The sequence below is a fragment of the Thermophilibacter provencensis genome, from assembly GCF_030372065.1.
Taxonomy (GTDB): domain Bacteria; phylum Actinomycetota; class Coriobacteriia; order Coriobacteriales; family Atopobiaceae; genus Thermophilibacter; species Thermophilibacter provencensis_A.
In genome coordinates this window covers 23,814-42,352 of sequence record NZ_JAUDEA010000001.1, presented here as the reverse complement: position 1 = coordinate 42,352, position 18,539 = coordinate 23,814, and the positions used below count along the sequence as shown (strand labels likewise).

23 protein-coding genes are annotated in these 18,539 nt (G+C 64.5%); 18 read left to right on the top strand and 5 right to left on the bottom strand.

Features of this window, described 5'->3' with window-relative positions; genetic code table 11:
- Positions 1–19: 19 nt before the first annotated feature.
- From QUW25_RS00225 to QUW25_RS00215, 3 genes are all read left to right on the top strand, one after another.
- The gene (locus tag QUW25_RS00225; protein ID WP_289510223.1) at positions 20–232 is read left to right on the top strand and encodes a hypothetical protein; all 213 of its coding nucleotides are present in this window, start codon (positions 20–22) and stop codon (positions 230–232) included.
- 24 nt (positions 233–256) lie between these two features.
- A complete protein-coding gene (locus QUW25_RS00220) occupies positions 257–1,270 on the top strand; it encodes an alpha/beta hydrolase (RefSeq protein WP_289510222.1) in 1,014 nt (337 codons plus the stop codon).
- A gap of 69 nt (positions 1,271–1,339) precedes the next feature.
- Positions 1,340–2,173: an aldo/keto reductase gene (locus QUW25_RS00215; protein ID WP_289510221.1), complete on the top strand. Its 834-nt coding sequence runs from the start codon at positions 1,340–1,342 to the stop codon at positions 2,171–2,173.
- A gap of 83 nt (positions 2,174–2,256) precedes the next feature.
- Here QUW25_RS00215 and QUW25_RS00210 read toward each other — a convergent pair whose 3' ends face one another.
- A complete protein-coding gene (locus QUW25_RS00210; RefSeq protein ID WP_289510220.1) occupies positions 2,257–2,817 on the bottom strand; it encodes a flavin reductase family protein in 561 nt (186 codons plus the stop codon).
- Between the two features lie 99 nt (positions 2,818–2,916).
- Complete coding sequence (locus QUW25_RS00205) at positions 2,917–3,246, bottom strand: winged helix-turn-helix transcriptional regulator (protein WP_289510219.1); 330 nt, start codon at positions 3,244–3,246, stop codon at positions 2,917–2,919.
- A 121-nt stretch (positions 3,247–3,367) separates the two neighbouring features.
- Between QUW25_RS00205 and QUW25_RS00200 the strand changes: the two genes are divergently transcribed.
- Together QUW25_RS00200 and QUW25_RS00195 are read left to right on the top strand one after the other, a co-directional pair.
- Positions 3,368–3,925 (top strand): flavodoxin family protein, encoded by a 558-nt coding sequence (locus QUW25_RS00200; protein ID WP_289510218.1) that lies wholly within the window; start codon positions 3,368–3,370, stop codon positions 3,923–3,925.
- A complete protein-coding gene (locus QUW25_RS00195; protein ID WP_289510217.1) occupies positions 3,922–4,083 on the top strand; it encodes a hypothetical protein in 162 nt (53 codons plus the stop codon). The genes QUW25_RS00200 and QUW25_RS00195 overlap by 4 nt, the downstream gene beginning before the upstream one ends.
- A gap of 178 nt (positions 4,084–4,261) precedes the next feature.
- On the opposite strand, the gene QUW25_RS00190 is transcribed toward QUW25_RS00195, so the two are convergent.
- Positions 4,262–5,170, bottom strand: a complete 909-nt coding sequence (locus tag QUW25_RS00190; RefSeq protein ID WP_289510216.1) for an ROK family protein — start codon at positions 5,168–5,170, stop codon at positions 4,262–4,264.
- Positions 5,171–5,196: 26 nt separating this feature from the next.
- Positions 5,197–5,967 (bottom strand): GntR family transcriptional regulator, encoded by a 771-nt coding sequence (locus tag QUW25_RS00185; RefSeq protein WP_289510215.1) that lies wholly within the window; start codon positions 5,965–5,967, stop codon positions 5,197–5,199.
- A gap of 308 nt (positions 5,968–6,275) precedes the next feature.
- Here QUW25_RS00185 and QUW25_RS00180 point away from each other — a divergent pair, with 308 nt between their 5' ends.
- The 4 genes from QUW25_RS00180 (at position 6,276) to QUW25_RS00165 (ending at position 10,016) form a co-directional block, all read left to right on the top strand.
- The gene (locus QUW25_RS00180; protein WP_289510214.1) at positions 6,276–7,676 is read left to right on the top strand and encodes a glycoside hydrolase family 1 protein; all 1,401 of its coding nucleotides are present in this window, start codon (positions 6,276–6,278) and stop codon (positions 7,674–7,676) included.
- 133 nt (positions 7,677–7,809) lie between these two features.
- Entirely contained in the window at positions 7,810–9,192 is a 1,383-nt protein-coding gene (locus QUW25_RS00175) for a PTS sugar transporter subunit IIC (RefSeq protein ID WP_289510213.1), read from the top strand.
- Positions 9,193–9,354: 162 nt separating this feature from the next.
- Complete coding sequence (locus QUW25_RS00170) at positions 9,355–9,654, top strand: PTS sugar transporter subunit IIB (RefSeq protein ID WP_354003608.1); 300 nt, start codon at positions 9,355–9,357, stop codon at positions 9,652–9,654.
- 17 nt (positions 9,655–9,671) lie between these two features.
- Complete coding sequence (locus tag QUW25_RS00165; protein WP_289510212.1) at positions 9,672–10,016, top strand: PTS lactose/cellobiose transporter subunit IIA; 345 nt, start codon at positions 9,672–9,674, stop codon at positions 10,014–10,016.
- 256 nt (positions 10,017–10,272) lie between these two features.
- Here the strand turns inward: QUW25_RS00165 and QUW25_RS00160 are convergent, their stop codons facing one another.
- Entirely contained in the window at positions 10,273–10,683 is a 411-nt protein-coding gene (locus QUW25_RS00160) for a helix-turn-helix domain-containing protein (protein WP_289510211.1), read from the bottom strand.
- Positions 10,684–10,937: 254 nt separating this feature from the next.
- Here QUW25_RS00160 and QUW25_RS00155 point away from each other — a divergent pair, with 254 nt between their 5' ends.
- The 9 genes from QUW25_RS00155 to QUW25_RS00115 all read left to right on the top strand — a co-directional run bounded on the left by QUW25_RS00155 (position 10,938) and on the right by QUW25_RS00115 (position 18,538).
- Positions 10,938–12,314 carry an FtsX-like permease family protein gene (locus QUW25_RS00155; RefSeq protein ID WP_289510210.1) on the top strand — a complete coding sequence of 459 codons (1,377 nt, stop codon included), beginning with the start codon at positions 10,938–10,940 and terminating at the stop codon, positions 12,312–12,314.
- A gap of 97 nt (positions 12,315–12,411) precedes the next feature.
- Positions 12,412–12,702 carry a type II toxin-antitoxin system RelB/DinJ family antitoxin gene (locus tag QUW25_RS00150; RefSeq protein ID WP_289510209.1) on the top strand — a complete coding sequence of 97 codons (291 nt, stop codon included), beginning with the start codon at positions 12,412–12,414 and terminating at the stop codon, positions 12,700–12,702.
- Positions 12,690–13,175, top strand: a complete 486-nt coding sequence (locus tag QUW25_RS00145; RefSeq protein WP_289510208.1) for a GNAT family N-acetyltransferase — start codon at positions 12,690–12,692, stop codon at positions 13,173–13,175. The genes QUW25_RS00150 and QUW25_RS00145 overlap by 13 nt, the downstream gene beginning before the upstream one ends.
- A 120-nt stretch (positions 13,176–13,295) precedes the next feature.
- On the top strand, positions 13,296–14,477 hold the full coding sequence (locus QUW25_RS00140) for a helix-turn-helix domain-containing protein (protein WP_289510207.1): 1,182 nt from the start codon (positions 13,296–13,298) through the stop codon (positions 14,475–14,477).
- A gap of 113 nt (positions 14,478–14,590) precedes the next feature.
- Positions 14,591–15,499 carry a DMT family transporter gene (locus QUW25_RS00135; RefSeq protein ID WP_289510206.1) on the top strand — a complete coding sequence of 303 codons (909 nt, stop codon included), beginning with the start codon at positions 14,591–14,593 and terminating at the stop codon, positions 15,497–15,499.
- A 678-nt stretch (positions 15,500–16,177) separates the two neighbouring features.
- Positions 16,178–17,542 carry a hypothetical protein gene (locus tag QUW25_RS00130; protein ID WP_289510205.1) on the top strand — a complete coding sequence of 455 codons (1,365 nt, stop codon included), beginning with the start codon at positions 16,178–16,180 and terminating at the stop codon, positions 17,540–17,542.
- The gene (locus tag QUW25_RS00125) at positions 17,539–17,898 is read left to right on the top strand and encodes a type II toxin-antitoxin system RelB/DinJ family antitoxin (RefSeq protein ID WP_289510204.1); all 360 of its coding nucleotides are present in this window, start codon (positions 17,539–17,541) and stop codon (positions 17,896–17,898) included. Before QUW25_RS00130 ends, QUW25_RS00125 begins: the two co-directional genes overlap by 4 nt.
- Positions 17,888–18,208 (top strand): type II toxin-antitoxin system PemK/MazF family toxin, encoded by a 321-nt coding sequence (locus QUW25_RS00120; RefSeq protein ID WP_289510480.1) that lies wholly within the window; start codon positions 17,888–17,890, stop codon positions 18,206–18,208. Before QUW25_RS00125 ends, QUW25_RS00120 begins: the two co-directional genes overlap by 11 nt.
- 195 nt (positions 18,209–18,403) lie before the next feature.
- The gene (locus QUW25_RS00115; RefSeq protein ID WP_289510203.1) at positions 18,404–18,538 is read left to right on the top strand and encodes a helix-turn-helix transcriptional regulator; all 135 of its coding nucleotides are present in this window, start codon (positions 18,404–18,406) and stop codon (positions 18,536–18,538) included.
- The last annotated feature ends 1 nt before the right edge of the window (position 18,539 follow it).

Below are 18,539 nucleotides of genomic sequence, written 5' to 3'. Positions count from 1 at the left end.
CAGGGAGGTGAGAGGCAACATGGACGATCTGGCGCAGACGCTCAGGGACGCGGGATGCGACGAGGGGACGTCGGAGGCGGTCCGCCGGCTCTGCGAGAGCCATCGGGTCGACGACGCGGTCAGGGCGCTCCGGAGGCACCGGTGCGACCTGATGGATGCCCTTCACGAGAGCCAGGCGCGCGTCGACTGCCTCGATTACCTGATCAGACGCATGGAGGAAGAACGGACGTAGGCGCTCAAGGAAAGGGGCAACACCATGGCAGAGCAGACGCTGAGCATGACGAGCGAGTGGGACAAGACGTTCCCGGCAAGCGACAGGGTCGAGCACGGCAAGACGGAGTTTCGCACCCGCTACGGCTTCACGCTGGCGGCGGACGTCTACGTGCCGCGCGATCGCTCGCGAGCCGGCGAGGACGGCACGCTTCCCGCGATCGCGCTGTGCGGACCGTTTGGCGCGGTGAAGGAGCAGTGCGCGGGCCTCTACGCCCAGACGCTCGCCGAGCGCGGCTTCTTGACCATCGCCTTCGACCCTAGCTTCACGGGGGAGAGCTCGGGCGAGCCGCGCTACATGGCCTCGCCGGACATCAACACCGAGGACTTCCAGGCGGCGGTGGACTACCTCTCCTGCCGCGAGGACGTCGACGCCAGGCGCATCGGCATCCTGGGCATCTGCGGCTGGGGCGGCCTGGCGCTCAACGCGGCGGCCCTCGACACGCGCGTGAGGGCGACCGTCGCCTCCACCATGTACGACATGACGCGCGTGAACGCCAACGGCTACTTCGACGCCGAGGACTCGGAGGAGGCCCGACACGCCAAGCGCGTCGCCCTGAACGCCCAGCGCCTCGCGGACTATGAGGCGGGCACCTACGCGCTCGGCGGCGGCGTGGTGGACCCGCTGCCGGAGGACGCCCCCTTCTACGTGAGGGACTACTTCGACTACTACAAGACGTCGCGCGGCTACCACGCGCGCTCGCTGAACTCCAACGGCGGCTGGAACGTGATCGGCTGCATGTCCTTCATGAACCAGCCCATTCTGCGCTACTCAAACGAGATCCGCTCCGCGGTCCTCGTCATGCACGGCGACGCCGCGCACTCCTTCTACTTCGGCAAGGAGGCCTTCGAGCACCTGATGGAGGGCAACCCCGTGCCGGAGAACAAGGAGCTGCTCGTCATCCCCGGCGCCACGCACACCGACCTCTACGACGGGGGCGAGAAGGGCGCCATCCCCTGGGACAAGCTGGAGGGCTTCTTCGCCCAGTACCTGGCCTAAAGGCCGTGACGGGGCCCGCCGCGCGCGGGTCCCGCCGCGACCACACCTACGACGCAAGGAGGCTCCGACGTGGGCGTCTTCAACTTCGACACCAGGACGGTCATGCTCAACAGCGGCTACGCGCTGCCGCTGAACGGCCTTGGTACCTACAGCCTGCACGGCGAGGAGTGCGTCTCCTCGGTGCGCGCCGCCATTGACGCCGGGGCGCGGCTCTTCGACACCGCCTCGGCCTACGGCAACGAGGAGGAGGTGGGCCAGGCCGTCCGCGCGGCCATCGACGAGGGCGTGGTCACGCGCGAGGAGCTGTTCGTCACCACCAAGATCTACCCCGGCTCCGAGATGGCAGACCCCGAGCTCGCCATCCAGGCGTGCATCGACCGGCTGAACATCGGCTACGTGGACCTCATGCTCCTGCACCACCCCGACCGCAACGACGTCTTGGCCTACCAGGCCATGGAGCGGTTCGTGGACGCGGGCGCCATCCGCTCGGTCGGCCTGTCCAACTGGTACGTGGAGGAGCTGACCGACTTCCTCCCGCGGGTGGAGACGCCCCCCGCGCTCGTGCAGAACGAGATTCACCCCTACTACCAGGAGAACGACGTGATCCCCTTCATCCAGGAGCGGGGGATCGTGGTGCAGGGCTGGTACCCGCTCGGAGGGCGCGGCCACACCGCGGAGCTTTTCGGGGACCCCGTGATCGCGGAGGTCGCCGCGGCGCACGGCGTGTCCCCGGCGCAGGCCATCCTCCGCTGGAACCTGCAGAAGGGCGTCGTGGTGATACCCGGCTCCAGCGACCCCGACCACATCCGCGAGAACGCCGAGCTCTACCACTTCAGCCTGACGGACGAGGAGATGGGCCGCATCGACGCGCTCGACCGCGGCGAGAAGCACGACTGGTACTAGGCGCCCTTCCGCCCGCATGGTGAGAAGGGGCTTCTCGGCCAGGGCTCACCGGACGCGCTGAGCCGGTTGCGCGGGCGCGCGGCTTACACGAGCGGCTTGCCCACGTTCCAGGCGCCTCCGACCTCCTCGCCCACCACGCGGTAGGTCATGTGGGAGGCGTCGTAGACGAGCGGGCGCCACGCGGAGAAGTCGACCTTGCCGTCGGCGTCGAGGATGTCCTCGTCCACGAGCACGTTCACGATCCTGCCCACCACGCGCGCGCCGTGCTCGTCGCCGTCGATCGCGGTGACCTCGCACTCCATGGTGAGCGGGTACTCCTCGATCACGGGCGCGTCCACATGCTCGGAGCGGATGAACGTGAGCCCGCTCTTCTCGGCCTTGTTGACTTTGTTGCCGGTGGCGATGCCAAAGTAGTCGGCCGTGACCACGTTGGCGGCGTCGGCCGGAGCCACGGTGAAGGCGCCCTTCCTGACGATGTTGGCCGTGGTCTTGTGGTCGCCGATGTTGAAGCAGACCTCGTGGCGGCTGCACTCGCCCGCCCACGCGGCGTTCATGGCGTTGGGCACGCCGTCCTCGTCGTAGCTCGCGATGATGAACACCGACTGCGGGAACAGCTCGCCCGCGTTGCCCAGGCTCCTCTTCATGGTGCGCTCCTTTCACGGGACCTTGCGTTACCCGCAGCATACGGCCCGCCCGCAGCGCGTGCCAGTACTGTCTTTGGGGTTAGCGCCCGGGCGCCGCGGCTACCGGCGGTGCTGCTCGCCCCACTCGCACATGAGGTCGAGCACCGGCACGAGGGAGCGTCCGCGCCCCGTGAGGCTGTACTCCACCTTGGGCGGGATCTGCGGGTACTCCTCGCGGTGAACGAGCCCGTCGGCCTCGAGCTGCTTGAGCGTGGAGGAGAGCGTCTTGTACGAGATGGTGCCGATGTAGCGCTGCAGCTCGTTGAAGCGCACCACGCCGAACTCCATGAGCGCGTAGAGGATCGTCATCTTGTACTTGCCGCTGATGAGCGACAGGGTGTACGAGAAGCCCGTCTCGCCCAGTTGTGCCTCCGAGATGTGGCAGTTCATGCTTCCTCACTTTACTTAAGGTAAGTACTAAACTTTGCTATACGTACTTATTATCGCACAAGCATTCTCCTACGATTATGTCCGGAAGGCGAGGGGTCGCCAAAAGAGGAGAGGAGCAATCATGGGCAAGAAGGTCGTTGTCATCACTGGCAGCCCGCGCAAGGGCGGCAACAGCTTCGCGATGGTGGACGCATTCGTGGATGCCCCCGAGAAGCTCGGTCACGAGGTCACGCGCTTCGACGCCGCGTTCATGAAGATCGGCGGATGTCACGCGTGCGAGACCTGCTACAGCGCCGGCAAGGCCTGCGGCTTCAATGGCGACTTCAACACCATCGCTCCGGCGATTCTCGAAGCCGACGTGCTCGTCTTCGCCACGCCCGTGAATTGGTACTCGATTCCCGCGCAGATCAAGGCCGTCATCGACCGTATCTACTCGCTCGTGGTGGGCGGCAAGGACATTGCCGGCAAGGAGTGCGCGCTCATCGCCTGCTGCGAGGAGGAGGATCCGACGGCGCTCGACGGCGTGCGCGTGCCCATGGAGCGCACCTGCGCCCTCAACAAGTGGGATATGGTCGGCGAGGTGTTGGTGCCGGGCGTGCTCAACAAGGACGACATCGAGAAGACCGACGCCTGCGCGACCACCGGCTGCAGAGCGAGCAGGCGTACAAGTCCGGTGTGAGCCGCGCGGGCCGTTCGATCGAGTGGCACCTGCACGACCCGCTCGGTCTGCCGATTCCCGCCGAGGAGCTCTATCGGCCTCATTTCCGCGAGCGCTGCGAGACGTGCGGCCAGCGTCTCATCTGCAACGGCTGCTCCGACTGCGGGCGGTGCGCATGATCCAAAAGGGGACAGTCCCCTTTTGGATCATGCGCGGTCGGTTACGTACACTATTCAAAATCTCATGTCTTGCCGTTTGGCGAGAAACCCCAGGTCGGGGCGTTGGGCTTCTCGATATGGAAGTCGCAACAGTGTACGTAACCGCCGGGAGCGTACGTAACCGGGGCGCGCCTGCGCGTTAGCGTGACCGCTGCATGGCAAGGAAGTGCTCGAAGGCGCCGATGAGGTTGGCATCGTTGAAGAACCGGCACGCCACGATGTCCGTCTCGGGGAAAACGTCGCCGAACGAGGCGTTGAAGCGTCGGTGCGCGTCCCTCACGCCCTCCACGAAGAGCGGGTTCTGGCTGATGCCACCGCCGAGGCAGATGCGCTCGGGGTCGAGCCAGCACTGGATGTTGTGAATCTGCACGGCAATCTCGTCGCACACCTGGCGGAACACCCCGGCGACGACCTCGTCCCCGTCCCCGAGCCAGCCGAAGAGCTGCCGCCCGTCGCAGCTGTCGACCCCCTTTGCCCGGGCGACGCGCTGGCAGAGGGACTTCGTCGAGCAGGAGGACGACCAGAGCTGGTCGCTCGCGATGGGGTCCCGGGGGTCCTCGGGCCAGGAGGTGAGAACCTTCGACGCCTCCCCCGCAAAGAGGTGCGCCCCTCGCAGGACCTTGCCGCCGGCGACGACCCCGCCGCCGATGCCCGTCCCAAACGCAAGCACCACGCCGCAGTCCACGCCCTGCAGGTTGCCGCGGGCGAGCTCGGCGATCGCCGAGCAGCGCGCGTCGTTCTCGACCTCGATCGTGAGGCCGAAGCGCCTCTCCCACTCCGTCACGTCGACGTCGTAGTTGTAGAGCAGCGCGCCGCCCGTCCGGATGTACTTCCGGCTCGCGTCGATTTCCCCGGGCATGGAGAGGGCCAGACCCTCGACGTCGCCCATGCGGCTGAGGATGCCCTCGATGGTCTCGAGAAACGCCTCGGGGTCGTGACTCTTTCCGTCGGGGGTGGGCACCTGGCCCTTGTCCTCGAGTCCCGAGTCGCTCATAGTGCAGTACTTGATCGCAGAGCCGCCTACGTCGAGAACCGCCAGCCTCTTCATGTCTCTCTCCTGCCTTCGTCTTTCGCCTATATGACGTTCACGTCGCGCAGCTCGGAGCGCTTGCCGTTGCTGCGTGCGACGGAGAACTCGAAGGGTGTTCCGTCATCGAGGAAGCCGACCTGGGAGATCTCGAGCAGCGGAGCGCTCGTGTCGAGCTGCAGGCGCTCGGCCTCCTCCTCGGTCGCGCCCACGGCACGGATGATACGGTGGAAGCTCGAGATCTTCAGCCCGAGCGTGTCCTGCACGAACGCATAGACGGAGTGATAGAGCTGGTCGCGCTTGAGACCGGGTGTCACGTCGATCGGCATGTACGTGTACTCAATCGTGATGGGCTCGCCCTCGAGGCAGCGCACCCGGCAGAAGTAGTAGGTGAAGTCGTAGGGGGAGATGTTCAGGTGCCGCGCGACGCTCTCGGGCGGGTTCGTGACCGAGAAGTCGTAGACCACCGAGCTCACGCTCCTCCCGCGCGCGCTGTGCGAGGCGGTGAAGCCGATCGGCTGGTCGGACCTGGTGAACCCGAACGTGTCCTCCCGCGTGCCGTCCTCGCCCACGAGCAACGGGTCGACGCTCCCCGTGTCAAAGAGCTCGGTGGTGTTCTTCACGTAGGTGCCCGACCCGCGCTTGCTGGCGATGAGGCCCTTCTCGGTGAGGATCTCGAAGGCGCGCTTGACGGTGATCTTGCTCACGCCGTAGCGGTCGCAGAGGTCGACGACCGTCGGCAGCTTGTCGTTGGGGGCGAGGTCGCCGCTCTCGATGCGGCTCTGGATGTTCTGGGCAATCGTCTCGTACTTGAGCATGGCGGCCTCCCTCGTGCCTCCCGCGGTCCTCGATGCGCTCCGCGAACGGTCTTGTTTCGCCCGCGAGCGGTTTGATTTTACGGTCAGGCAAGAGGGTGCGGGTTCGTGCGCGTTGTGCCCCGTCGGGCTGGTCGGCTGTAAAACCCCAGCTCATCGACGTGATTCTCGTCTGACGTAATCCATTATCTTCCTTTGTTCCCGTCTTTGTCGGTAATAAATCCGCTACATAGAGAAAATAAGAGCGCTACAATTCAACTAACAAAGCGCGACAAAGAGCCGCGCAGGACGAGCGAGGAAACGGAGGCGTCATGGCAGAACTGACCCTGCCCGAGAACTTCTTCTTCGGGGCGGCTATGTCCGGCCCGCAGACGGAAGGAGGCTGGAACGTAGGCGGCAAGCTTGAGAACGTGTGGGACACCTGGTCCAACGAGGACATCGAGGCGTTCTACAACCGCGTGGGCTCCTACGTGGGCAACGACTTCATGCACCACTACAAGGAGGACCTTGCCATCCTCAAGGGCCTCGGGCTCGACAGCTTCCGCACGTCGATCCAGTGGAGCCGCCTGCTCGATGCCGACGGCAACGTCAACCCCGAGGGCGCGGCCTGGTACCACGAGCTCTTCCGCGCGGCGCGCGAAGAAGGGCTCGAGCCCTTCGTGACCCTCTACCACTTTGACCTCCCCACCTTCCTCTTCCGCCGCGGCGGCTGGGAGAGCCGCGAGACCTGCGAGGCGTACGCGAACTACGTCGAGAAGGCGCTCCACGAGTTCGGCAAGGAGGTCCGGTACTGGTTCACGTTCAACGAGCCGAGCGTCGAGCCCGAGAACCGCTACTGGCACGGTGGCTGGTACCCGCAGCACCACAGCTTCCGCGAGGCCGTGGTGGCGCAGTACAACATCTCGATCGCGCACGCGCTCGGCGTCGCCCGCTACCGCGCGGCGCGCGAGGAGGGCGCGCTCCGTCCGGACGCGAGGATTGGCATCGTGTGCAACTTCAGCCCCTCCTACACCAAGGAGGACCCGAGCGAGGCCGACCTCGAGGCGCTGCGCATGAACGACGGCCTCACCACGCGCTGGTGGCTCGACCTCGCGACCAAGGGCAGCCTGCCCGCGGACGTGCTCGAGACCCTCGCCCGCCTTGGGACGCCGGTCCCGGCTCGCCCCGGTGACGAGGAGGTCCTGCGCTCGGGCGTCGTGGACTGGCTCGGCTGCAACTACTACCAGCCCTGTCGCGTGCAGGCGCCGAGCCGCGATCATGACGAGTGGGGCAATCCTCTCTTTGCCGAGCCCTACGTCTGGCCCGAGCGCGTCATGAACGAGAGCCGCGGCTGGGAGATCTACCCCAAGGGCATCTACGACTTCGGCATGAAGTGCCGTGACGAGTACCCCGACCTCGAGTGGTTCGTGTCCGAGAACGGCATCGGTATCGAGGGCGAGTACAAGAACCGCGACGAGAGCGGCCAGATCCAGGACGACTACCGCGTCGACTTTGTGCGCGACCACCTCTCCTGGATCGCCCGCGCGATCGACGACGGCGCCAAGTGCCGCGGCTACCACTACTGGGGCCTCATTGACAACTGGTCCTGGGCGAACGCCTTCAAGAACCGCTATGGCTTCGTCGAGGTCGACCTCATGGAGAACTACGAGCGCAGGCCCAAGAAATCAGCCGCTTGGCTCAAGGAGGTCACCACGACGCACGTGGTGAAGTAGGTCCTTGGTCCGGATCGGGAGGAACGGTCCCGGGCTCCCTCCCCCCTGGTTCGGTCATCGGATACGCGCCCCCCTGGAGAGGGGCGCGATGGCACGGCTAATGTTTCCAACAGTTCAGTTAGGAGTGAAAGACATGGCCAACGGACAAAGCTTCCTCGACAAGTTCGCGGAAGTCTCCGCCAAGGTCGGCAACCAGGTGCACCTGCGCAGCCTGCGCGATGGCTTCGCCACCATCATGCCGATCTTCATCCTTGCCGGCATCGCCGCATTGCTCAACAACGTGGTCTTCACGTTCCTGTGGAGCGCGGACCCGAGCAACCCCGGGCTCTTCCCGAACGCCGACGTGCTCGCCACGGCCCAGTACTGGGGCAACTCGCTCACGCAGGGTGCGCTCTCCATCTCAGCCATCCTGCTATGCGCCATGGTGGGCTACAGCTTCGCGAACAACAAGCGCTTCGACAACCCCGTCTCATGCGTAGTGGTGGCGCTCGCGGTCTTCTTCATCATGATGCCGCAGACGGTGGCTGCCAACCTTGCTACGTCATCGCCGCTCTACGTGGCCGAAGAGGTGACCACCGCCCAGGTCTCGAGCGCGTTCATCACGAACTACACTGGCACCAACGGCATGTTCACCGCCATCATCATCGGCCTGTTTGCGCCCACGCTCTTCATCAAGGTCTCGGGCATCGAGAAGCTGCGCATCAAGATGCCCGAGGGCGTGCCGCCCGCGGTCGAGAAGTCCTTCAACGTCCTGATCCCGATGCTGCTCACCCTGGGCGCCTTCGGCGTGCTCTCGATGGTTCTCTACGCAGGCTTCCAGACTGACGTCACTGCTCTCATTAACACCTTCATCCAGACTCCGCTGCGCTCCCTTACCACCAACCCGGTCGGCCTCGTGGTGATCTACTCGCTCGGCGTGTTCCTGTTCACCCTCGGCATCCACCAGTCCACCATCAACGGCGTGCTCGTCGAGCCCATCCTCACCATCGTGCTCGTCGAGGCGACGAGCGTGTACAGCGCCGGCGGCATCGACGCGGTCATCGCCAACCCGGACCTGTGGCTCAACATGAACGTCATCAACGTCTACGCGCTCATGGGCGGCTCGGGCTGCACGCTGGCGCTGCTCATCGCAACGTTCATCTGGGGCAAGTGGCGTCCCTCCCGCGAGGTGGCCAAGCTCGGCATCCTGCCTGCCGTCTTCAACATCAACGAGCCGGTCATCTACGGCTACCCGATCGTGTTCAACATCCCGCTCATGGTGCCGTTCGTGCTGAACACCATCATCGGTATTCTCGTCGGTTACTTCGCCACGGCCGTCGGCCTGGTCAACCCCACCTGCATCCAGGTGCCCTGGACCACGCCAATCATTGCCTCGGGCGTCCTGTCCACGGGTGGTGATATCCGCGCGGGCATTCTCCAGATCGTGCTGCTGGTAATCTTCACGCTGATCTACCTGCCCTTTATGAAGGCGTCGGAGACCGCGCAGCGCAAGCAGTTCGAGATAGCTCAGGAGTAGTCGCGTAGTTCCCCCTGCTCTCTGCGGACGGGCCATACCAGCTTGTCCGCAGAGGGTGCCCCCCGGGAGGTGTCCCGAGGGGGTCCCATGTCAAGAAGCGGTGACCGTCATCTGGCGGTCGTCGGATGCAAGGACCGGTACGCCGGTCGGAAAGGACAGATCATGAAGATCATGCTGTGCTGCAACGCGGGCATGTCCACGAGCCTGCTCGTCCAGAAGATGCAGAAGGAGGCTGCGGCTCGCGGCGAGGAGGTCGCAATCGAGGCGCGCCCGATGAACGAGGCCATGGACCACATCAACGAGGCCGACGTCATCCTCCTTGGACCTCAGATTGGCTACGCGAAGGGCGATTTCGAGAAGGCCGTCGAGGGGCGTATCCCCGTCGCCGTCATCCCGATGGTCGACTACGGTCGCATGAATGCCGCTAAGATTCTCGATGACGTCAAGAAGATGCTCGGCTAGTCAGCTAGGAGGCTGAGATGGAAGACATGGACGAGCTCGAGCAGATCTGCTTCGAGATCATCAGCTACGTGGGCACCGCAAAGTCCTGCTACGTCAACTCGATCGCCAAGGCCAAGGAGGGCGACTTCGACGCGGCGGCCGACCTGGTCAAGCAGGGTGACGAGGCGTACAACGGCGGGCATGAGGTGCACATGAGGCTGCTCCAGGCCGAGGCGTCCGGTGAGAGCAAGGAGACGCTGCCGCTTCTGCTCCTCCACGCCGAGGACCAGATGGCGAGCGCCGAGACCTGCAAGCTCATGGCGCTGAACTTCGCCGACACTTATCGCGAGCTGATCTCCCTCAAGGAGAGGCTCGGCGCGTAGGCGCAGCGAGGAGAGGCGGAGAGGCCGGGGCCGCCAGCGACGGTCCCGGCCCTTTGTGGTTGAGTTGGCCTCCTTGCGACGAGCCGCGGACTCGTTGGGCGCGGCTGCGCGGAAACGGCCTAGAGCTGGGCGAGAAGGTCGGCGATCGTGGTCCGCGCGAAGAGGCGCGCGACCTCGGCGTCTACGGTCTCCGCCGGAAGGCCCGGGGCGTACTTTCCCGCTAGGGCGACTGATGCGAGGGGACAGTCCCTTTGTATCACTCCTGCTCGGGGGTGTGCATGAGCTGGACGAGCGCCAGGCACGCGACTCCAATGCCCAGGAGCCCGAGCGCGTTTCTCGGCTCCACCTCGTCCATGATGGTGAGCGCGGTCACGCCTACGCCCATGGCGAGCGCGACCGCCTTGAGGACGAGCTCAACGAGCGCGGGCACCTTGGAGGTCGCCGATTCCTCCTGCGCCGCTGTCTTCACCTCGAGCAGCTCGTCCGCCGAGGTGCCGAGCACCTCGGCGAGCTTAGGCAGCGACGCCACGTCCGGGAACGACAGGTTACGCTCCCACTTTGAGACCGCCTTGTCCGTGACGCCCATCTGTTGGGCAAGCTCGAGCTGCGTCAGGCCCCTCTCCTTGCGCAGGGCGGAGATGGTGGCGCCGAAGGTCTGCTTGGTCATGATGGTCCTTTCGCTGGAATCCGTCTGGCAGGGCCATCGTCACGCGACAGCGCCCCGCGCTCAACCGACCGCCAGTTGAGTTGGCTCGACCGTTGGTAGAGTCCCAGTTTACAGCAGGTGAGCTGGGGGTTGGCGGCGCGCGCCGACAGGTAACCTTGCAAAACCGTTAGGGGAGCATAAGTCCGGGCGATGGCGCGCCGGGCGGGCGAGAAGGACGATGGGCTCGTTACTGACGCCGCCCGAAAGGAGCCGCCATGCCCGTCACCCTGCGCGTCGCGCTCGGCAACGTCTCGCGCTGCGCGCGCGACTACTCGGTCTACCTCGTCACGCTCTCCTTTGCCACGTGCCTGCTCTACTCGTTCAACGCCTCGGGCGACTACCTCATGGCGATGCCGCTCACGGGCACGCAGCTCGAGGTCATCCACAAGGCGCGCGACATCACGGGCGCCTTCTCGGTCTTCGTTGTGCTGGTCTTCGCCGTGCTCGTGGCCTACGCCACGCGCTTCATCGTGCGCCGGCGCTCGCGGGAGTTTGGGACGTACGCGCTGCTCGGCATGCGCGCGCCGGCGCTTGCGGCGATCCTCGCGGTGGAGAGCGCGCTCGTGGGGCTCGCGGCGCTGGCGGCGGGACTTGCGCTCGGAGCGGCGGCGTCGCCGGCCTTTGGTGCGGTGGCGGCGTTCGTCTTTGGCGTGCCGTGGCGGCTCGCCTGGTCCTTCTCGCCCGCGGCCGCGCTCGACGCGCTCTCGTGGTTTGCCGGGATCGAGGGGCTGGCGATCGCGCTCTCCGTGGTGGACGTGCTGCGCCGGCCGCTCGTGGAGCTTCTCGAGCGGGACCGCGCCCCGGAGCGGCTCGCCTTTGCGACGCATCGCGGCGTGACGCGCGTGCAGGCGGCGCTGGCCGTGGTCCTTCTCGCCGTGGTGTGGGGCACGTGCGTGGCCCAGCCCGGGCTCTTTGTGCTCGCGATCCTGCCGATGGGATGGGCTGCCTACGTGGCCACCTCGCTCGTCTTTCGTCTGGTGGCGACGGGCGTGCCCGGTCGCGTGCGTCGTGGCTCCCGCTACTGGGAGGGCATGCGCGCCTTCACGCTGCGGCAGGTGGAGGGCCACGTGTCCACGGGGTGCCAGGCGCTCTCGTGCACGTGCGTGCTCGTGGCCTGCGCGGTCTGCATGATCTGCGCGGGGCTTCTCTTCTCGGTTGGGCAGCGCGCAGCCGGGCTCGAGGACCCGGGGGCGCTCTCGGAGGCGTCGCTCGCGCCAATCGGCTACGTGGGAATCTTCTACGGGGAGGCGTTTCTCGTGGCGGCCGCTGCGGTGCTCGCGCTGCAGCAGGTGAGCCAGGCCGCAGACGGCCGGCGCGCCTACGCCACGCTCATGGCGCTCGGGACGGACGAGCGGGAGGCGCGCGGTGCCGTGCGGGCGCAGGTGGGCGTTGCCTTTGCGCTGCCCGCGGCGCTTGCGGTGGCGCACGACTGCTTTGGGCTCATGCTGGTGCGCCAGCTCGCGCGCGGCGTGCCTGACGAGGTGTTTCTCGCCATCGCGGCCTGCTCGGTCGTGGGTACGCTCGGGCTTCTCGCCCTGTACTACCTGCTCTGCGTCCGCGAGTGCTCGCGCGTGCTGCTGGGTGGGGCGTGAGCCAGCCAATTACCAATCAATAGGGATTACAATGTGGTCTAACGTGGTATAAATGGAATCAACCAATGACACTTGGACAAGCGGAAGGGGAGGTTCTATGGCAACGACAATGACGTCGCTCAATACCAAGCTGAGCACAGAGGAGAAGGACGCCTTTGTCAGGAACACCGCTGCTCTGGGCCTGACGCCGTCCGCTGCCATCAAGGTCTTCGTCCACATGTTCAACGAGTGCGGCGGCTTCCCGTTTGAGGTTCGTCGGCAGGTGAGCGACGAGACTACGACCTACCTCTCCGCGGATGACTACGGGCGCTTTGCGAGCGCGCTTGACTCTGCCGTTCCCGCGGCCACCCGCGAGCTGCTCGATCGCGAGTTCTCATGGGAGGACTAGCGTTTCGTCGTATCCGCCCGCTTCGCGACGATGACGACGTGAGCGGGTTTAGCTCCGGCAACAACGACAATGACACCTGGCTCAAGGAGCGCGCGCACCGCGCGATGCGCGACGGAACGGCGCGGGTGTACGTGCTGTCCCTCGCTACCGGTGAGATCTGTGGCTTCTATGCCCTGAGCACCCATGCGGTTGCGCGCGTTGGGACGCTTGCCGGCTCGTTGCGCCGAAACGCCCCGAACCCGATCCCCTGCACGCTGCTTGGCCAGCTTGCCGTTGACGAGCGCTACCAGGGGGAGTCGGCGGGAGCCCGTCTGCTGCAGGACGCCATTCGCCGCGCGGCTGCGGCGTCTCGCATCGTCGCATCGCGGGCGCTTGTCGTCGACCCGGCCGACGAGCGCGCGGAGGGCTTCTACGCTCACTTTGGGTTCCAGCGCCTGGCGAGCGATTCTCGCCGCATGTTCGTGCGGCTTTAGTGCGCGGCGTCGAGCCTCGGTTGACCGCGTGCGAGAGATGTCAACCATCGCTCCTTTGATTCCACTGACGCTCGACCACATACTGGAGGTGAAAGCCGGCTGCAACGTCGAGGGGGAGCCATGAGCGAGAGCATCAACATTGGCCGTACGATCGCACGAGAGCGGCGCCGCGCGGGCGTCACGCAGGAGGCATTGGCCGCCCACCTCGGCGTCTCCAAGGCCGCCGTGAGCAAGTGGGAGCTCGGCCAGAGCCTCCCGGACGTGAGCCTGCTGCCGCGCATCGCCGCGTACTTCTCGCTCACCCTGGACGAGCTCTTCGACTGGCGCGACGAGTTTACGAGCGAGGAATCTGCCGCGCTCTACGCCGAGGTCTGCGCGCTGGGCGAGAAGGACCTTGGCGCCGCGCACGAGCGACTGCGCGCGCTTGCCTCGGAGCACTACTCGGACGTGAACCTGCTGCTCATGCTGGCGTCGCTCCTCACGGTCTGGGCGGGCGACATGGCAACGCCGTTTACGCCCGCGGGCGAGAAGGACGGCTCGCCCGATGCCCCGCTTGATGCCGACGACCTCGCCGACGAGGCGCTCACCCTGCTCGGTCGCGTGCTCGAGGTGGCGACGGACCCCTCGACCCTCTATCTCGCGCAGCAGCAGAAGGCCACGACGCTCTTCCAGGCAGGTCGCTACGCGGAGGCTGCTTCGCTCTTGGAGCCGCTCGTGCGCCGTCAGGACTCGAGCGCCTCGACGATGCTTCTGGCCTCCGCCTATCGCAAGCTCGCCCGTGACGACGAGGCTCTCGGGCTCCTGCAGGCAGAGCGCCTGCGCGCGGCGAGCTTCGTGCTCTCGTCGCTCATGCAGGAGGTGGGGATGCGAGATGATGCGGCATTTGCGCTCGCGGCTGGCAATGCCGCCGAAGCGGTCTTCCAGGCGCTTGACATGGGCACGGTGAACCCGTTTTTCTCGGCAACAATGTCCCTTGAGGTTGCGGAGGTGCTGCGCAAGGCTGGCGAGAAGGACGCTGCGCTCGACGCCCTTGCTCGGGCCTCAGAGGATCTGGCGGCCGTCTCGGCGTGCTCGGACCCGTCCGGCTCTCCGCTCTGGGACCGCATGGCCGATCGCCTCGACCCCGCCCAAGCTGGAGAAGCCTGGGCAGCTCACAAGTCCCGACAGTCGGACGAAGTAGCATCGCTCATGCGCCAGGCGTTTGCCGAGCGCGTCGCGTCCTCTGGGTGGCGTGAGCTCGCGGGCGATGAGCCGCGCTATCGGGACGTACTTGCGAATGCTCTGCGATTGCGAGGTCTGTGACGGGAGCTTATGCGCTCCTCCTTACTTCTCTTGACAGTTTGCGGTGTTGTATTGCCTGCTTTACTGTTGAAACAGGTTGAGCAGGTCGTTCAGAATCGGGGAGGCGTTGCGTGTTGTCCGGTCGTACAGGGCGAAGCGTTGCCTTCGCGCTCGCCGCGGCAGCGCTCTATGCTCTGAGCACGCCGTTTTCCAAGGTGCTGCTTGCCGACGTCGCGCCGAACATGATGGCGGCGCTGCTGTATCTTGGCGCGGGCGCTGGCATGACGATGCTTTCGCTCGCGAGCGGCGCACGCGGAGGTGAGGGCGAGGTTCGCGGACGGCCCCTCGAGCGCGCGGACGCCCCCTATGTGGCTGCGATGGTCGCTCTCGACGTAGCGGCGCCGTTGCTCCTTATGGCCGGACTGTCCCTCTCGTCGGCGGAAAGCGTGTCGCTGCTGAACAACTTTGAGATCGTGGCGACCGCCCTTATCGCCCGCCTCGTGTTCGGGGAGCGGGTAGGGGGTCGTGTGGCAGTCGGCATTGGAGTCATCTCCCTGGCATGTGTCCTCTTGTCCTGGGACGCAGGGGCGTGGGGGTTCTCCGTCGGCTCGCTTCTCACGCTTGCAGCATGTCTGTGCTGGGGCATCGAGAACAACTGCACGAATAGGTTGTCGGACTGCGATCCGGTTCATATTGTCGTCATCAAGGGGTGGGGCTCGGGTGCCGGCGCGCTTGTCGTGGCGCTCTGCGCGGGCGACGCCCTGCCGACGCTCGTTGACGCGGGGCTTGCGCTCCTGCTCGGGTTTGTCTCATACGGGCTGTCGATTGCCTGCTACGTGCGCGCCCAGCGCGACCTGGGGGCGGCGCGAACGAGCGCGTTCTACGCGGTGAACCCCTTCATTGGCAGTGCGCTGGCGTTCGCTCTGTTCCGCACGCCGCTTGCGCCGACGTTTGTCCTCGCGCTCGTCCTTATGGTAGTTGGCACATGGCTCGTGGCGCCGCGAGCGCGACGAGAAACACGATCGAGGGGACGGGCTGCGTGAAGCCCTCGGAGCGGTCGAGGGCCTGGGCCCACACGGCCTCCATCGCGCCCGACACGACCAAGATGACCCAATCCATGACAACCTCCCAGATAGATGCGCCGTCTTTGCGATTCTGGTACGGCTGCCCTCGTCAGAGACCCGTTGGGTCGGACGAATCGTAGCACAGGCGCGCGAGGTTATGTGGCGCGCGTCCCTTGCCTGACGGGTCTCCTGATGGTTCTTCTCGCATTCTCGCAGTTCAGAGTCGTGGACGAGAAGAACGGGCTGCTCGGAAAGAGACGCGGCAGAGTATCAAATTGATACGAACAAATGTTTCTTCTTGTGCTATACTCTCAGCAAGGTACGGGAGCGACAAGAGCGGCACGGAGGCCCCCAATGGTACGTGCCGGCGGGTGATCAGGGGTAGCAGGGACTGGTCACACTTGAAGCCCCCGGGCGGGCACGCGCCCCCGTCTTCCGGCACCCCAAGAGTCCGGACTCACAGTCTATGCAGGTTAATTTGCCGCGAGTGAGGCGGGGGTTCAGCTATGGCCAAGAAGTCCATCAATCATTTTGACGAGAAGAGCGGCGTGCGGGTTTGCGCGCTGGTTCGTTAGGCACTCGGTCTTTGTGCCGCAGCTTGCGATCAGCTTATGAATCTATGCTTTATCAGGAGCGCCATGTGAATTGGAGGCGTGCATGGAATGGAAGCTCGTTGCTCCCGAAATCGATAGGCTTCTTAGGGCTTTCGGTAGGGGATACAAGAATCCCTCCGCTCAGACGAGAAAGGTGCTCGATGCGCTTGACCGACTCGTCGACGTCCTTGCTGACCTCAAGCCTTTGGCTGACAACGATGAGGTGAAGTCCATCTGGCTCAAAATATCGCGTGGGAGCTTGGATGACTTCGGCGATTACGAGGAACTGCTTGCCGAGGGGGAGGTTTCTTCGCGCGAGGAATATGTCGAGCTGTGGGAAAATGAATACCCCGACGACTATTCGTGGTATGAGCTCGTTGTGGTTGAGAACGAACTCTGTCGGGCGGTGTCGGTTGGTAACGTGATGGTGCTCTGCGCTGACTCCCAGAAAAAACCCGCTGACTTAGATTGGCTCGAAGAACACGCGGTCATTCTGCTCGACCTGCTGGCTCGTTCTGCATGCGAAAGCATGCGCGCGCTGCGGGAGGGGTCGTATAACGCAGCCGTTGCCGAGCAGCTTCCGTATTGCCTGCGCGCTGGCGTGGTCGAGCGAAATGTGGTCTGGACTGCGCGACCAGAAGAACGGGATGCCATCTTTAACGGTATGGATGAGGGCACATATCGTGCGTTCTGCGAATATGCCACTGCGAATGCGGAGGACGCAGGCTCGATTGGTCGCTTGGCCTCGATGACGGGCAACGATTTCCTTGCTGCTTGCGCGCTCGGTTACGAGGCATGTGGGTACGACGTCTGCGGAAAAGGCGGTGAGCGCCTTCCGCTCGATGAGCTCTACATCCGTTATGCGGACGGGCGCGATGAGGGTTTGACCGGCAAGGGGATGGGGCTCTGCTCTGGGTCAGGCATCGACCTAACCAGTCCTGCGGCCTGGGATGCGTGGTTCTTCGACCGGGCCCGCAGGGGCGGACACCCATGGGAGGTGTGCCGGGGCGGCAACTCCACGCACGTGAGTCTCTTTGTGTGTCATGACGGACGGGAGGCGGAGTTTCGACACCGCGTCGGAGAGCTCTCTGACGAGGAATTCAGAGCTGCAGAGCAATCATGGGGCTACTACTACGTAGTGGCCGGTAAGGCATGGAATCGGGCGGTTGAATCCGTGCGTTTCTATGTTGCGCTCAAGCGCGCGGGGCTTCCTGCTGTCCTGAGAGACGCACGCGCGATCCTCGCTCGCTTCAAAGGGGAGGATCTCATAGGTGTGGTTCCTCGCGACGTCATCCCCGTGTATTGCGAGGGCATGTTCCCAAAGAGCTGTGGGACCATTCTCGATTTCATGCATGTGTATGACGAGGACATAGCCGCCTTTGGCGACAAGATCGAGTGGCTGTTGGAAGATGAGGCGACGCTGGTATGAAGCTAGGTTCTCAAGTGGCGAAGTGGAGCGCGTTCGCAGAGTTTGGAATGATAGATATGACAATCTGGGTACAATTCATAGCGAATCTCAACAGAATGTTGGAGGCTGCTATGAGTTCGCAACTTGCTACGCGTGTTGAAGATGCTGAGGCGGCGCGTTTTCGCGAGATAACGCGGCTATTGGGTACTACGCCTGCGGATGCTATGCGCATCTTCGTTTCCGCGTTTAACGCACATCGTGGTTTCCCGTTTGAAGTGCGCTTGGCAGAGCCCGAGGTCGAGGCTTTCACTTCTGAGCAGGAAGCAGCGGAGTTTTCCAATCGGCTCGCCTTGAGGATGATGAGTGATGCGCGGTGAGATTTGGACGATGAGGGATGACCTCTACGCGAGCAAAGCGCGTCCAGTCGTCATTGTGCAGAGCGACAAGATAAGTGGTTTCGATTCCGTTGTGCTCTGCCTGATGACAACGTTCGAGAGCTCCAATATACCGACGCGCGTACGAGTCGAGCCGTCCAAAGATAATGGACTCGAGCGAACGAGTTATGTGATGACGGACAAAATTGCTTCCGTCAGCCGCAGTATGTTGGGCAAGCGAATTGGTGTCTTGGAGAGAGAACGGATGGACGAGGTGACAGAAAAGCTCGCGCTCGTATTGGGTCTCTCGTAGTCATCTTCCGTAGTGCGCGGTTCGGGCGCAAGGGGACTTATCGTGCACATACATCCGGGCACTTTCGCTCCGGTGCGTTCCAAACAGCATCCTTATGCTGTGCGTTGAGTGGCCACGCAACAGGCCGTTTCTTGTGCGGCATCGAACGCCCGGTGACAATGGCCTTACCGAAAGACCCGAGCAAGGAGGAACTCCATGGCCATCAAAGACGTCATCGCTGCCATTCGCAAGGAGGCGGGCATCACGCAGGAGGAGATGGCGCGCAGGCTCTACGTGACGCGGCAGGCAATCTCGCGCTGGGAGCAGGGCAGGACCCTGCCCGACGTCTAGA

Coding starts and splice junctions, on each gene's coding strand:
- QUW25_RS00225 (WP_289510223.1), top strand. CDS start 20: ATGGACGATCTGGCGCAGACGCTCAGGGACGCGGGATGCGACGAGGGG.
- QUW25_RS00220 (WP_289510222.1), top strand. CDS start 257: ATGGCAGAGCAGACGCTGAGCATGACGAGCGAGTGGGACAAGACGTTC.
- QUW25_RS00210 (WP_289510220.1), bottom strand. CDS start 2,817: ATGAAGAGGAGCCTGGGCAACGCGGGCGAGCTGTTCCCGCAGTCGGTG.
- QUW25_RS00205 (WP_289510219.1), bottom strand. CDS start 3,246: ATGAACTGCCACATCTCGGAGGCACAACTGGGCGAGACGGGCTTCTCG.
- QUW25_RS00200 (WP_289510218.1), top strand. CDS start 3,368: ATGGGCAAGAAGGTCGTTGTCATCACTGGCAGCCCGCGCAAGGGCGGC.
- QUW25_RS00190 (WP_289510216.1), bottom strand. CDS start 5,170: ATGAAGAGGCTGGCGGTTCTCGACGTAGGCGGCTCTGCGATCAAGTAC.
- QUW25_RS00185 (WP_289510215.1), bottom strand. CDS start 5,967: ATGCTCAAGTACGAGACGATTGCCCAGAACATCCAGAGCCGCATCGAG.
- QUW25_RS00180 (WP_289510214.1), top strand. CDS start 6,276: ATGGCAGAACTGACCCTGCCCGAGAACTTCTTCTTCGGGGCGGCTATG.
- QUW25_RS00175 (WP_289510213.1), top strand. CDS start 7,810: ATGGCCAACGGACAAAGCTTCCTCGACAAGTTCGCGGAAGTCTCCGCC.
- QUW25_RS00170 (WP_354003608.1), top strand. CDS start 9,355: ATGAAGATCATGCTGTGCTGCAACGCGGGCATGTCCACGAGCCTGCTC.
- QUW25_RS00165 (WP_289510212.1), top strand. CDS start 9,672: ATGGAAGACATGGACGAGCTCGAGCAGATCTGCTTCGAGATCATCAGC.
- QUW25_RS00160 (WP_289510211.1), bottom strand. CDS start 10,683: ATGACCAAGCAGACCTTCGGCGCCACCATCTCCGCCCTGCGCAAGGAG.
- QUW25_RS00155 (WP_289510210.1), top strand. CDS start 10,938: ATGCCCGTCACCCTGCGCGTCGCGCTCGGCAACGTCTCGCGCTGCGCG.
- QUW25_RS00150 (WP_289510209.1), top strand. CDS start 12,412: ATGGCAACGACAATGACGTCGCTCAATACCAAGCTGAGCACAGAGGAG.
- QUW25_RS00145 (WP_289510208.1), top strand. CDS start 12,690: ATGGGAGGACTAGCGTTTCGTCGTATCCGCCCGCTTCGCGACGATGAC.
- QUW25_RS00140 (WP_289510207.1), top strand. CDS start 13,296: ATGAGCGAGAGCATCAACATTGGCCGTACGATCGCACGAGAGCGGCGC.
- QUW25_RS00130 (WP_289510205.1), top strand. CDS start 16,178: ATGGAATGGAAGCTCGTTGCTCCCGAAATCGATAGGCTTCTTAGGGCT.
- QUW25_RS00125 (WP_289510204.1), top strand. CDS start 17,539: ATGAAGCTAGGTTCTCAAGTGGCGAAGTGGAGCGCGTTCGCAGAGTTT.
- QUW25_RS00120 (WP_289510480.1), top strand. CDS start 17,888: ATGCGCGGTGAGATTTGGACGATGAGGGATGACCTCTACGCGAGCAAA.
- QUW25_RS00115 (WP_289510203.1), top strand. CDS start 18,404: ATGGCCATCAAAGACGTCATCGCTGCCATTCGCAAGGAGGCGGGCATC.